The sequence below is a fragment of the Halomonas sp. E14 genome, assembly GCF_052568415.1.
In genome coordinates, this window is the sequence record NZ_CP199423.1 from 3,277,256 (window position 1) to 3,290,760 (window position 13,505).

Below are 13,505 nucleotides of genomic sequence, written 5' to 3' on the forward strand. Positions count from 1 at the left end.
GCACACGCGGAGCGATGGGGGCCAGGCACCCAAACCTCCAATCGGAGGGAGCTTGCCCAGCGCACGCAGGCTATGGGGCCAGACAGCAGCCAGGGGTGGGGGTCACCGTTTCGGTGACCCCGTTTGCCCCGCACGCGCAGGAGTGATTCGCCGGCCGTAGGGGTGAACGATTCGGTCACCCCGTTACCGGATTTTCCGGCATTGCCGCGCACGTGTGGGCGAAAGGGTGGGCAATTTGTGCCCACCCTTTCGTCATGTCTGCCCCGCGCATGTATAGATCTGCCCCCGCACGCGGAGATCGGCTTTCGTCGTCTGTAAAAGGTGGGATTTCCCCACCGATCTGCCCCCGCACGCGGAGATCGGCTGCTAGTGATCCCGGTAGCATCATCCCACGGGTGATGGCGACACCACGGGCAGCTCTACGTCAGCCGCGTTGCTCTCGACCTGGTCGTCGTGCTCCGCAGGCTTCCCAGTCAGCAGGGCCTGCGTATCGGCGGCAAAGCGCATTACGATGTCGCGCTTGTGATCGGGCGCCAGGTGGCCGTAGTGCTCAATGGTGGTCTGGATGTCGGCATGCCCCATCAGCCGGCTCACCGCCAGCAGATCGGCGCCCTTCATGATCAACTGGGAGGCGAAGTTGTGGCGCAGGGTGTAAAGATCGAGGTCGGGCGGGAGCGAGGCCTCAAGCCGGCCCTGCTCGACCAGGTTCCCGGTGTGCGCCTTGATGCGCCGCCAGGGGCCGTGAATGGCCGTCGAGGAATAACGCCCCGTGGTAACTGGGTTCGTGAAGACATAGCCACTGGCCGGCAGGTCGTGTTGCCGGTGCCATGCCTTGAGCACCTCGACCGCCTCCGGCGCCAGCGGAAAGGTCTGAGGCTCGGGGCGAGTGTGCGCGGTCTTCTCGATGACCTTGCGGATGGTACCGAAAGTCAGGTTGACGTGCTCCCAGCGCAGCCCATTCAGATCTCCCGGGCGCATACCGGTGTAGTAGAGCAGCAGGATCAGCGGAGGCGCATAGTCGACGTAGGTCGCCTGATCGAGGTCTGGCAACCAGGGCTTGCCATGGTAGCGGCTGCGGCGGCGCTCCTCGCGTCGTTGCGCCTGGTAGGCCTCGATCCCAGCGAACAGCGCCATCACCTCGGCACCCTCCAGGTACCGGCGCGAGGTGGTGGCCTCGGCCAGCTCTTCCTCGGTCAGCGCCGGCCGCTCAAGCCGGATCCCCTTCAGCGGATTCGCTGAGATGGCTCCACGCTCTGCCGCCACGTTGAGCATAGTGTTCAGCGCGCCATACGCCCGCTTCAGGGAGCTGAAGGCCAGGCCGCGGGCTTCCATCTCCGCCTGCCACCGGTCCACATCAGCGCGAGTGAGCTCACTCATCGGCTTGGCCAGCCAGGCCGCGAAGTCTCGACGGATACGCTTCAGGGTCTCGCCTCCGTTCTTGCGGCGGGCTTGGTAGAGCTTGTAGGGGCCATCGAGGTAGGCCTCGACCGTCTGCTGCTCCCGGTGCTTTTCCTGCTGCCGGGCCAACTGACGTTCCTTGACCGGATCCGCCCCCTGGTAGATCTCGCCCAGCTTCTGGTGGGCCAGCTTACGCGCCTGGTCCGCGGTGAGCCCGGGATAACGACCGAGTGTGATCGTCCGCTGCTTGCCGGCCTCTGTGCGATAGGTGACGCGCCAGCTGGTAGCCGACGCACGGCGGATGAGGTGAAAACCGCCAAGCAGCGTGTCCCAGAGGCGGTCCCCGGACTCTGCCGTGGCGTGAAAATCCGCCGCTGATCGGGCGGCAATCTTGGCCTTGTGGCGAGGCTGGCGTAGGGTCATGCAGTTTCTCCGGGTCAACACATGGTCAACAAACTGCATGATAAACCAACGTCAACGACGATTGTGAGCCGCCTCGAAAATGAACGACAAGCAGCTGATATAAAAACGCTTTTTATCGTATCATTGGCGCTCGTTGACGCTCGGCTTACAGGGCAAAAAATCCTTCGGGAGGCAGAGGTCGTAGGTTCGAATCCTGCTACTCCGACCAAAGAATACAGTCAAAACCGCCACTTACGGATCATACCGGGTGGCGGTTTTGCATTGCGCCCTCCTGGGCCAGGCCAAGCGACAATCCTAGCGCAAATGACAGCCCCGCATAGCATGCTGCTAGCTGTGCGGTCGCCTCGGCACGGCCGATGCCTCACAGAATGCCTCGAGGCGCGGCGCCTCACGCCCCCTTCCCGCAGACCGAGCCAGGCGCTCGCCGAGCCACACGGTGCTTGCCCCCCATACCAGATGGGCGGTAATCATCAAGCGGCGGCGCTGGGCCGGGTGTCGATTCGGCGGCGCCAGGATATGCAGCGCCGGAATCCAGCCGAAGTAGCTGGCCGCCCACACGAGCACGCCGTAGCCGCTGCCGTAGATCAGCGGGTGCTCCACCTTTTCGCACACGACCGGGTACAGCGCCCCGGTAATGGCGCCATAGCCAAAGTGACTGAGCAGGCTCAGCTCGCCTTGCCGCTTGTCATCTAAGGCGTCGTCCAGCCCGGCCTTGTGCAGCATATCCTCGGTGATTTCGCGTGGCGGCAGCGGGTAGCGCTCTTCGCGGGGTAGGCGCCGATAGAGCGCCTCCATCGCCAGCGTCATGGGAACGGTGGCCAGCAGCCCACCGATGGCTCCTGCCAGGTAGCGGTTCATGGCGTCCTCCTTGATGCCCAGGGTTGACACCCTTCACCATAGACGAGCCCCCGGACGAGACTCCAACCCGGGCGCGCCATGTCGAGGCTGGCGCTCCCTTGCGCTACAGCAGAGGCTCTAGCGGCAGCCACCGACTCAACCCGGCCCCCACATGGCGCCAGAAGCCGCCGGGCTCCTGGGTCAGCCGCACCGGGCCCTGGTCCCGCAAGGTTTCCCAGTAGAGTCGGCCTGTCTCGTCGCGTCCGACCCGATAGCTCAGGGTGGGTGTCTTGCCGACTTCGGCCAGGCCATGCAGCTGCGCGGCCAGCCCCGGACTTTCGACCAGCACCCCCACTTCGGTATTCCACCACACGGAGCGCGGGTCGGCGTTGGCGGAACCGACGAAGACCCGCTCCTCATCAAGGCCGAGCGCCTTGATGTGCAGGGCCGAGGCCGACATCCCCACCGCAAGGCTCGCCTCATCATCGGGCTCGAACTCGGCACGCAGCTCATAGAGCGCGACCCCGCTGGCCAGCAGCGCAGGACGATAGCGCTGGTAGGCGCCGTGGACCAGCGGCACATCGGTCGCTTCCAGCGAGTTGGTGAACACCTCCACTTCGACCCCCGACTCGGCGAGCGCTCGCAGCCACTGGCTGCCTTGGCGGCCGGGCACGAAATAGGCGGAGATCAGCGTCAGCCGCCGGGTCGGCTCGCCCGCCTGAGCCAGCAGCTGGCCCGCCATGGTATGCGCCAGCGCCGGCCGGCCCCGCCAGGCCGGCTTGCCGGGCGGGTCCCACAGCGCCACGCCCTCGCCCCAGTGCAGCCGCCCCACCAGCGGCCCCTGCGTCGCATCGGCATAGCGCTGCCTGAGATCGGCGAAATAGGGCGAGTCGGCCTCGCTGTCGAACCACTCGGCCAGCGCAGCCTGCAGCGTCTGCCAGGCGTCGTCGGTAACGGCGTGGTAGCGCCCGATCGGCTGTGCCAGGCCGTGGTTCCAGTAGAGGTGAAAGCTCTGCGACAGGGGGGCGACCACCGGGCCGAGGGCCAGCAGGTCGAGATCGGTGAAGTTGCGCGGCTCGCCGGCGCTGTAGTACTCGTCGCCCAGGTTGCGCCCGCCGACGATGCCGAGCGCCCCATCGGCCACCCACAGCTTGTTGTGCATGCGGCGATGCTGGCGGGCGGCCTGCGGCGCCGAGGCCAGCACCCGGCCGGTCAGGGTGCCCCGCGCCAACCCCAACGCATTGTAGACGCGCACCTGGATGTTGGGATGACTGTCGAGCGCCGCCAGCTGCGCACCCTGGCCCACCGCGCCGATGTCGTCGATCAGTAGGCGCACCTCGACGCCGCGCTCGGCGGCGGCCAGCAGGCGAAGCAGCAGCACGCGGGTAGTCAGGCCATCGCCCATCAGGTAGGTCTGGATATCGAGGCGGCGGTCGGCCTGCTCGGCGAGCAGCACCCGCAGGCGAAAGGCGTCCTGGCCGCGGGAGAGCAGGGTGAAGCCGCTCTTGCCGGGATACGGCGACGCGGTGACCGCCGCCCACTGGCCAAGCCAGGTGGCCTCGATCTCGGCCGGGGTCAGCGGTGCACCATGAGGACGCGCCGCAGGGTGGCCGGCACAACCGGCCAGCAGCAGGCTAGTCAGCAGCCAGACAGCCTGCCAAGTGATTTTCCTTGCCCGGTGGCGGCGGCAGGACTCAGGGGTGGTCATCGTCATCCGACAGGCGGCGATCCATCGCCTTGCGCGCCTGGTTGCGCCGATACAGTCGGGCCAGCGCGATCCCCAGGGCAAACGCGATCATCACGGCCAGCGTGACGCCCTGCCAGGGCCGGGCGGCCTCGCCGCCCATCAGGGTTTCCAGCGTGATGATCAGGATGAAGCCCAGCGCCTGGCTGGCGATGGCCAGGGCGCGCAGGGTGTCGAAGGAGGTGTTGACCATGGAGGGCTCCCGCCGGATGACAGTGCTGCCAGTGCGCAGTAGGCTTGGTCTGCCTGATGCACTGCGATGAGCAAGTGTGTGATTCTACCCGGTCTTGCCGCTTGCGCCGACCTTGTTCTTGGAGCCGAACCGATGGACGCCTTCGCCCTGGGCCCCGTACTGATCTCCCTGCCGCGCCTCTACACCATCGGCTGCGCCCTGCTGCTGCTGCTGGCGGCCTGGCTGCTGCTGGGGCTCTCTCCCACGGAGCGCGCCCGCTGGTTCAACGGCCTGGTGCTGGCCTGGGTGCTCGGCGCCCGCCTCGGCCACGTGGCCATGCATCTCGACGCCTACGCCGCCGCGCCGCTGGATGTGCTCAAGCTATGGCAGCCCGGCTACCACGGCCTGTGGGGGCTGCTGGCGGCGCTGATCTGGACCGCCTGGTCGCTGCGCGCCCGGCTGCTGAGCATGATCGGCGCCATGGGGCTCACTATCGGCGCCTCGGCGCTGTGGCTGGTGCTGGTCACGCTCTCGCCGCTGGGCGGCATGCCGCTGCAGGCGCTGCCCGACCTCACCCTGGAGAATCTCGACGGCGAGCCGGTCAACCTGCAGGCGCTGCGCGGCGAACGCGTGGTGGTCAACCTGTGGGCCACCTGGTGCCCACCCTGCCTGCGCGAGATGCCGTTGCTGGCCGAAGCCGACACCCGCGAAGGCGTCACCGTGGTGGTGGTCAATCAGGGGGAGACGCTGCTGCAGGTGGCTCGCTACCTGGACGAGCAGGGCCTGGTGTTTCGCTACCCCCTGCTCGATCCGAGCCAGTCGCTGCTGATGACGCTGGAGGCGCCGGGGCTGCCCACCACGGTGCTGTTCGACGCCTCGGGCCAGGCCGTCGAGCGCCACGTGGGAGAACTCTCACGCGCCCAGCTCGACGGCTGGCTGCGCCGCCACTGACCTCGCGCTTCATTTGCCCGCCCTGCGCCGCCGCGCTTAAGCCGCGGCGGGCTTTGCGTTAGAATCGCCCGCCCTGCTGCCGGCGCCTGAACGGCGCCGGCACACCGTGTTCCGTTTCGACCGAGGCATCATGAGCGACTTTTCACCCGGCCAGCGCTGGATCAGCGACGGCGAGGCCGACCTGGGCCTGGGCACCATCCTCAGCTGCGACAATCGCAGCGTCACCGTCCTGTTCGCCGCCAGCCAGGAAACCCGCACCTACAGCAGCCGACAGGCGCCGCTGACCCGTGTGGCGTTCGGCAGCGGCGACCGCATCCAGTCCGCCGAGGGCTGGAGCCTGACCGTCGACGACAGCAAGGAGGTCGGCGGGCTGATCGTCTACATCGGCGAGGACGACCAGGGCGAGCTGCGCGAGCTGCCCGAGGCCAAGCTGGCCGACAGCATGCAGTTCGACCAGGCCCGGGATCGCCTGATGACCGGCCAGGTGGACCGCAACGACTGGTTCGACCTGCGTTTTCGCACCCTGCATCACTACCACCGGATCGAGCAGAATCCCACGCTGGGACTCGCCGGGCCGCGCATCGACCTGATTCCGCATCAGCTCTACATCGCCGACGAAGTGGCCCGCCGCCACGCCCCGCGCGTGCTGCTGGCCGACGAGGTGGGGCTCGGCAAGACCATCGAAGCGGGGCTGATCCTGCATCGCCTGCTGCTCACCGGCCGCGCCGAGCGGGCGCTGATCCTGGTACCGGCCAGCCTGACCCACCAGTGGCTGGTCGAGCTACTACGCCGCTTCGCTCTCAACGTGACGCTGCTTGACGAACAGCAGAGCCTGGCCCAGGCCGAGAGCAACCCGTTCGAGTCGGGCCAGCTGATCCTGGCCAGCCAGGACTGGCTGTTCGCCAACCCGCGCCGGCAGGAGCAGGCTCAGGCCTGCGTCTGGGACCTGCTGATCGTCGACGAAGCCCACCACCTCGACTGGCACGAGGAGCAGGTGGGGCCCGGCTACGCCTGCGTCGAGCGCCTGGCCGGCGCCGTACCGGGGGTGCTGCTGCTGACCGCCACGCCGGAGCAGATGGGCCTGGAGAGCCACTTCGCCCGGCTGCGCCTGCTCGACCCCGACCGCTACCACAACCTGGCAGCCTTCCGCGAGGAGGAGCAGCACTACATCGAGGTGGCCGCCGCCATCGACGCGCTGGAGCGGCTGCCCGGCGGCGGCGCTGCCGACCGTGATACCGTCGGTGCCGTCATCCGCGAGCCCGACAGCCTCGCCCTGCTCGCCACCCTGGCCAACCCCGAGAGCAGTGAAGCGCAGCGCGCCAGCGCACGCGATCAGCTGCGCGACCAGCTGCTGGACCGCCACGGCACCGGCCGGGTGATGTTCCGCAACAGCCGTCGCCACGTGGGCGGCTTCCCCGAACGCCGCCTGCACCAGGCCACGCTGCCGCTGCCCTCGGCCTATCGCCGGGTACTGCGCAAGCTCGAACGCGACGAGGACTACCTCGACGAACTGCTGATCGAGACCGGCCTCGATCACCCCGACGTGCTGATCTACCCCGACGCGACCTACAGCGCTCTGTCCGACGACCCACTCAATACCGAGCCCTGGTGGCAGTTCGACCCGCGCGTGAGCTGGCTGCTCGAGCGCCTCGCCGACGACGGCGAGGACGGCTTCGCCAACGACAAGGTGCTGGTGATCGCACATGGACGCGAGACCGCCCAGGGGCTGGCCGAGGCGCTGCGCGTGCTGGGCGGGTTCCACGCGCCGGTGTTCCACGAAGGGCTCACCCTGGTGGAACGCGACCGCGCCGCTGCCGCCTTCGCCGACGAGGAAGAGGGCTGCCAGGTCCTGGTGTGCTCGGAAATCGGCTCGGAGGGGCGCAACTTCCAGTTCTGCCGCCACCTGGTGATGTTCGACCTGCCGCAGCATCCCGACCAGCTCGAGCAGCGCATCGGCCGCCTCGATCGCATCGGCCAGCGGCATGCCATCGAGATCCATGTACCGATGTTCGAAGCCAGTCCCGGCGAGCGCCTGCTGCGCTGGTTCCGCGACGGTATGGCCGCCTTCCAGGCGCCCCACGGCATCGGCAACGAACTGTTCGCTGCCTTCGGCGACGCCGTGGCCGAGGCCCTGCTCGACGAGGAGAGCCTCGACGAGATCATCGGCGAGACGCGCGCGCTATTCGAAAACCGCCTGGCCGCCCGCGACGCCGGGCGCAACCGGCTGCTGGAGCTCAACGCCTGCCGCCCGGCGCAAGCCGAGGCCGTGGCCAGGGCGATCCGCGAGCTCGACCATGACCCTGCCCTGCCGCGCTACCTGGAGCAGGCACTGGATATCTTCGGCGTCGACAGCCAGGAGCTCGGCGGCGGCCTGCTGCACCTGCAGCCCAGCCCGCAGATGCTCGACGGCCTGCCCGGCCTGGCCAAGGGCGAGGAGGGCTTCACCGCCACCCTGTCGCGGGCGCGGGCGCTGGCCCGCGACGACGTGCAGCGACTCTCCTGGGAGCACCCGCTGCTGCGCGAGATGATGGGGCGCATCCTCGACGGCACCATGGGCAATACCGCGCTGGCGCTGCTCAAGCATCCGGCCATAGCGCCCGGGCGGCTGATGGCAGAGCTGGTGTTCCGCACCCACTGCCCGGCGCCCCGGCGGCTGCACGTCAATCGCTTCCTGCCGCCCACGGCGGTACGCGTGCTGCTCGACGAGTCCGGCGCCGTGCTTACCGACAAGGTTTCCTTCACCGGACTGTCGAAGAATCTGCAGAAGGTCAAGAAGGCCATGGCGCGCGACCTGATCCGCAGCCGCCATGACCAGCTGCGCGAGCTGCTCGGCCAGGGCGAACAGGAAGCCGAGCGCGAACTGCCGAGCATCGTCGAGGCTGCTCAGGTGCGCATGCGCCGCAGCCTCGATGCGGAGCTGGCCCGGCTGGAGGCGCTGGCGCGCCTCAACCCGGCGGTGCGGGAGGAAGAACTCGAGGCCCTGCGCCGCGAACGCCGCGAACTCGACGCCGCCATCGAAGGTACCCGGCTACGGCTGGATTCGGTGCGCGTCATCGTCACCGTGGGCGACTGAAGATATCCGCCAGCGCCAGCTCGAGGGTGGGGAAGCGAAACTCGAACCCCGCCTCGAGCAGGCGCGCCGGGCGCATGTCGGCACCCGTCAGCAGCAGCCTGGCCATCTCGCCGAACGCCGTCTCCAGCACGAAGGCCGGTACCGGCAGGCAGGCGGGCCGCTTGAGCTGGCTGGCCAGGGTACGAGTGAACTCGGCGTTGGTCACCGGGTGCGGCGCGCTGGCATTGAACGGGCCGTCGAGGTCGCCGCGCTCGAGCAGGAACAGGATGCTGCGCACCAGATCCTCGCGATGCACCCAAGGCATGAATTGGCGCCCGTCGCCGAAACGCCCGCCGAGCCCCAGGCGGAACGGCGGCAGCATCTTCTCCAGGCTGCCGCCTCCCTGGTCCAGCACCAGGCCAATCCTCAGCAGAACCACGCGGGTACCGAAACCCGCCGCCTCCCTGGCGACTTCTTCCCAGCGCTGGCACAGGCGGTGGGCGAATTCATCATGGGGCGGGGTCTGCTCGGTCACCTCGCGGCTGCTCTGATCACCGTAATAGCCCATGGCCGAGCCCGAAATCATCGTTCGCGGCGCCCTGCCGTGGGTCGACTTGAGCTGTTCGCAGAGCATCACCAGGTCGCGCGTGACATTGACCCTCGACTCGATCAGGCGATGCTTCTGCGCATCGCTCCAGCGTCTGGCAGCGATCGACTCCCCGGCAAGGTTGACAATGGCATCCGGCGGCGTATCGATGAAGTCGAGCACCGAGCGGCGCACATCGGCCGACTCGGGCAGCTTGGACCTGGCGGCCTGCGGGTCACGAGATACCACCAGTAGACGATGCCCCGCCTCCTTCAGGCGCAGGCACAGCCGCTGCCCCACGAAACCGCTGCCCCCCGTGATCAGCACACGCATGGCACCCTCTCCTCTTCAGCGGCGAACAGCATTATACAATCGTTGTACACTTCTGCTATTGTAAGGGCTATTCTCCCCCTGCGCGAGGCTTGGGCATGTCCGCATCGTCAACGCTCAGTATTGCCGTCATCGGCGCCGGCATCGCTGGCCTGGCCTGTGCACGCACGCTTCAGAATGCCGGACTTGCGGTCACCGTGTTTGAGAAGTCGCGCGGCCCCGGGGGGCGCATGACCAGCCGCCGGTTCGACGAAGCCACTCTGGATCTCGGCGCCCAGTTCTTCAGCGTACGTCATGAAAGCTTTCGCCGCGAAGTGACCCGCTGGCTGGCGGCCGGCGTGGCAGCGCCCTGGCCATGGAAGCTCTGGCACATCGACGGGAAAACATGGCACTACCAGCACGACGGACGCGAGCGCTACTGCGGCCAGCCACGCATGAGCGCCATCACCCGACACCTGGCCGAAGGGGTGGCGCTGCACACCGAGTGCCGCATCGACGGCCTGAGCCGGCGCGACCACGCCTGGTGGCTGCATGACCCGCATGGCGCGTGCCATGGCCCCTTCGATTGCGTAGCTATCAGCGCTCCCTCGCCTCAGGCGCTGGCGCTAGTGGAAGACCACGACGAGACGCTAGCCGCGGCCTGCCGGTCGGTGGTACAGCGCAGCTGCTGGGCAGGCTGGGCCTGCCTGGAAACTCCCCTGCCTGCCGTGCCGGGGGTGGAGCACGACTGGCAGGCGGCCCAGCTGGCCCAAGGCCCGCTGCGCTTCGTCGCGCGCAACCAGTACAAGCCTGGACGAGCACCCCAAGGCGAAACGCTGACGCTGTTGGCCCACCCCGACTGGAGCGACCAGCACCTGGAGGACGAACCGCAGATTGTTGCATGCCGGCTGCTGGAAGCCCTGGCCCAGACCCTGCCGCCTGGCACCGCGCTGCCCCGGGTCGGTCGGCTGGGCGCCCACCGCTGGCGCTTTGCCCATCCCGAGCATTCGACGATCAACGCGCCCGCTCCGGACGGGGACTACCGCGTCACGGCAGCCGGGCTTGCGCTGTGCGGCGACGCCTGGCGCGGTCCGCGCATCGAGGACGCCTGGCTCTCGGGCCATCACCTGGGCCTGGCCCTGGCCGCACCCCACGCTCAACCCACCGCTCCGGGAGATTCCCATGACCTATAGCCTGATCCTGCTGGCCCACGGTTCCAGCGACCCCCACTGGCGCGCCCCCTTCGAGCAGCTGCACTACGCCTTGGCGCAGCGCATGCAGACCCCGCTGCGCCTGGCCTACATGGAGCTTAGCGAACCCTCGCTGGAGTCCAGCGTGGCTGAACTGGCGCAGCAGGGCGCCACGCGCGCCGAGGTGCTGCCGCTGTTCTTCGCCGCCGGCCGCCATCTGCGCAAGGATGTACCGGCTCAGATCGAAGCACTGCGCGCCGCCCATCCTGGCCTCGAGCTGACCCTGCTGCCGCCCGTGGGCGAGCATCCCGCCTTCGTCGAAGCACTAGCGGCCGTGATTGCCGAACGGGCGGGCGAAAAGAGTTCGCGTGGATGACTTCCAGGCTCGTTGTACAGCGCTCATTTTATGTACAATATTGAAGGACAAAAACCACCGATCGTCGGCTTGGCCAGCCACGACCCATGAGCCACGACCCATGAAGAGGCAAGCGCGCGCATGACCGACAAGGCGACCCACCCAGCCGACACACCGCTCTACCCCATTCGCGAGGTGTCGCGCATCACTGGCGTCAACTCGGTCACGCTGCGTGCCTGGGAGAGGCGCTATGGGCTGATCTGCCCACAGCGCACGCCCAAGGGCCACCGCCTCTACGCGCGCGATGACATCTCGCGCATCGAACGCATCCTGCAGTGGCTGAGCCGCGGCGTGCCGGTCAGCCAGGTCAAGGAGCTGCTCGACCAGCCTGTCACCGCGCCGGCCCCGGAGCCTGCTTCCGACGACTGGCCGAGCCAGTGCCGCCGCCTGGTGGCCGCGGTAGAGGCGCTGGACCTGGCACAGCTTGACGCCCTCTACGCCCAGAGCCTGGCGCTCTACCCGATCACCACCTGCCTGACCGAGCTGTGGCTGCCCAGCCTACGCGAACTCGAGGAGCGCTGGGACGACCAGCTCGGCGCGGCCCTGCAGCGCCGCTGCCTCGAATCGTTCCTGCGCACCCGCATCGGCGTGCGCCTGTACCATGCCAACCAGGTGGCCAAGGGCGCCAACCTGCTGCTCATGCCGCTGCCCGACGACCCCGGTCCGCTGTGGCTGCTGCTGGCCGCCCTGGCCGGCAGCGAGGCCGGCTATCGCATCCAGTTGCTCGACGCCCCCTTGCCCTTCAGCGAGCTGCCGCTGGCCGTCGAGCGTCTGCAGGCCAGCGCAGTGCTGCTGGTCAGCGGTCGCGCCGAGCGCACCGACCTGATCCGCCGCCAGCTGCCGCGGCTGGCCGAACAGCTAGATGCCCCCTTGGGCCTGTGCGGCCCGGTGTCGCGCATCCGCGAAGCCGACCTGGCCGACAGCCTGGTCGAGCTGCTTGGCGATGACCTGCCACAGGCGCTGGCACGGCTGCGCTCGCTGCTGCGCGACAGCTAGGGCGAGCCGAGATGACGACCCTGGTCTGGTTTCGCAGCGACCTGCGAGTGCATGACAACACCGCCCTGGCCGCAGCCGCTCGCCGCGGCCCGGTGGTGGGCGTGTTCCTGCGCTGCCTTCCGCACTGGCAACGCCATGGCCATGGCGCCAACAAGCTCGACTTCTGGCGGCGCGGAGTGGTCGCACTGGGTGACGCCCTGGCGGGACTCAACATTCTCCTGCTGCATCGTGACATCGATCATTTCGACCAGGCCCCAGCCGCCCTGCTCGCCATCGCCCGTGAGGTCGGCGCCACGGCGCTGCACTTCAACCACGAATACCCGCTCGACGAGCAGCGCCGCGACCATGCCGTACAGGCCGCCTTCCACGCCACCGGTCTTGGCGCCCTTGGTTATCACGACAGCCTGGCCTTTGCCCCGGGGGAGCTGCTGACGGGCAAGGGGGAACCCTATGGGGTCTTCACGCCGTTCTCACGCGCCTGGCATCGCCAGCTCACGGCGCAGCGCCTGGCGCTGCGCGCCAGCCCGGCGCCCCAGGCCAGACTGGCGATCAGCGCCGATGCGATACCCTCGCTGCCGCCCCTCGACACCGCCCCCGTCGAGGCGAAGCACTGGCCTGCCGGAGAGGCAGCCGCCGCCGAGCGCCTGTCGCGCTTCCTGCGCTTTCGCGCCCGCCACTACGCCGCCCAGCGCGACTTCCCCGCCACGCCGGGCACCAGCGAACTCTCGCCCTACCTGGCCCTGGGCATGCTGTCGTACCGCCAGTGCCTGCAGGCCGTGCTGAGCGACAACGACGGCAGCCTAAGCGAAGGCAATGCCGGACTGGCGTCGTGGGTCAACGAGCTGGTGTGGCGCGAGTTCTACCAGCACGTGGCTGCCGGCTTCCCGCAGGTATGCCGCCATCGGCCCTTTCAGCGCCACACCGAGGCGATGGCCTGGCGCGACGACGACACCGCCTTCCGCGCCTGGTGCGAGGGACGCACCGGCTACCCGCTGGTCGATGCCGGCATGCGCCAGCTGGTGCAGACAGGCTGGCTGCACAATCGCCTGCGCATGGTAGTCGCCATGTTCCTCAGCAAGCACCTGCTGATCGACTGGCGCCGGGGCGAGGCCTTCTTCCTGCAACACCTGGTCGACGGAGAGTTCTGTGCCAACAACGGCGGCTGGCAGTGGGCCGCCTCCACCGGCACCGATGCCGCTCCCTATTTCCGTATCTTCAACCCAACCACCCAGTCGCAGCGCTTCGACCCGGACGGCCATTTCATCGCTACCTACCTGCCGGCGTTCCAGGCCCTGCCGTCCCGAGACCGGCACGCGCCCAGCGATGCGCAGCGAGCCGCCATCGGTTACCCCCCTCCCATCGTCGACCATCGCGCCGCACGTGCGCGCGCCTTGGACGCCTTCGCGTCGCTCAAGGCGAAACTCTGACCTAA

The 13,505-nt window shown here is 68.4% G+C and carries 11 protein-coding genes; 6 read left to right on the top strand and 5 right to left on the bottom strand.

The genetic code is table 11. The features are described from left to right. Window positions 1–384 precede the first annotated feature (384 nt). The 4 genes from ACT7B3_RS15305 to ACT7B3_RS15320 form a co-directional block, all read right to left on the bottom strand. Window positions 385–1,821 (bottom strand): tyrosine-type recombinase/integrase, encoded by a 1,437-nt coding sequence (locus ACT7B3_RS15305; protein ID WP_445158547.1) that lies wholly within the window; start codon window positions 1,819–1,821, stop codon window positions 385–387. 327 nt (window positions 1,822–2,148) lie between these two features. Continuing rightward, a complete protein-coding gene (locus tag ACT7B3_RS15310; protein ID WP_445158548.1) occupies window positions 2,149–2,679 on the bottom strand; it encodes a hypothetical protein in 531 nt (176 codons plus the stop codon). A 103-nt stretch (window positions 2,680–2,782) separates the two neighbouring features. Beyond that, window positions 2,783–4,366, bottom strand: coding sequence for a phospholipase D family protein (locus tag ACT7B3_RS15315; RefSeq protein ID WP_445158549.1), 1,584 nt, complete (start codon window positions 4,364–4,366; stop codon window positions 2,783–2,785). Next, entirely contained in the window at window positions 4,353–4,595 is a 243-nt protein-coding gene (locus ACT7B3_RS15320) for a hypothetical protein (protein ID WP_444676719.1), read from the bottom strand. The genes ACT7B3_RS15315 and ACT7B3_RS15320 overlap by 14 nt, the downstream gene beginning before the upstream one ends. A 132-nt stretch (window positions 4,596–4,727) precedes the next feature. On the opposite strand from ACT7B3_RS15320, the gene ACT7B3_RS15325 reads away from it, so the two are divergent. Next, entirely contained in the window at window positions 4,728–5,525 is a 798-nt protein-coding gene (locus ACT7B3_RS15325) for a redoxin family protein (RefSeq protein ID WP_445158550.1), read from the top strand. A 130-nt stretch (window positions 5,526–5,655) separates the two neighbouring features. Next, on the top strand, window positions 5,656–8,598 hold the full coding sequence (gene rapA, locus ACT7B3_RS15330) for an RNA polymerase-associated protein RapA (protein WP_445158551.1): 2,943 nt from the start codon (window positions 5,656–5,658) through the stop codon (window positions 8,596–8,598). On the opposite strand, the gene ACT7B3_RS15335 is transcribed toward rapA, so the two are convergent. Then, a complete protein-coding gene (locus tag ACT7B3_RS15335) occupies window positions 8,582–9,496 on the bottom strand; it encodes a TIGR01777 family oxidoreductase (RefSeq protein ID WP_445158552.1) in 915 nt (304 codons plus the stop codon). The two genes, rapA and ACT7B3_RS15335, sit on opposite strands and share 17 nt — an antisense overlap. Window positions 9,497–9,591: 95 nt before the next feature. Between ACT7B3_RS15335 and ACT7B3_RS15340 the strand changes: the two genes are divergently transcribed. The 4 genes from ACT7B3_RS15340 (at window position 9,592) to phrB (ending at window position 13,500) form a co-directional block, all read left to right on the top strand. Then, window positions 9,592–10,665, top strand: coding sequence for an NAD(P)/FAD-dependent oxidoreductase (locus ACT7B3_RS15340; RefSeq protein WP_445158553.1), 1,074 nt, complete (start codon window positions 9,592–9,594; stop codon window positions 10,663–10,665). Continuing rightward, window positions 10,655–11,038 carry a sirohydrochlorin chelatase gene (locus ACT7B3_RS15345; protein WP_445158554.1) on the top strand — a complete coding sequence of 128 codons (384 nt, stop codon included), beginning with the start codon at window positions 10,655–10,657 and terminating at the stop codon, window positions 11,036–11,038. The genes ACT7B3_RS15340 and ACT7B3_RS15345 overlap by 11 nt, the downstream gene beginning before the upstream one ends. Before the next feature lie 120 nt (window positions 11,039–11,158). Continuing rightward, a complete protein-coding gene (locus ACT7B3_RS15350) occupies window positions 11,159–12,073 on the top strand; it encodes a MerR family transcriptional regulator (RefSeq protein ID WP_445158555.1) in 915 nt (304 codons plus the stop codon). Between the two features lie 11 nt (window positions 12,074–12,084). After that, the gene (phrB, locus tag ACT7B3_RS15355) at window positions 12,085–13,500 is read left to right on the top strand and encodes a deoxyribodipyrimidine photo-lyase (RefSeq protein ID WP_445158556.1); all 1,416 of its coding nucleotides are present in this window, start codon (window positions 12,085–12,087) and stop codon (window positions 13,498–13,500) included. The last annotated feature ends 5 nt before the right edge of the window (window positions 13,501–13,505 follow it).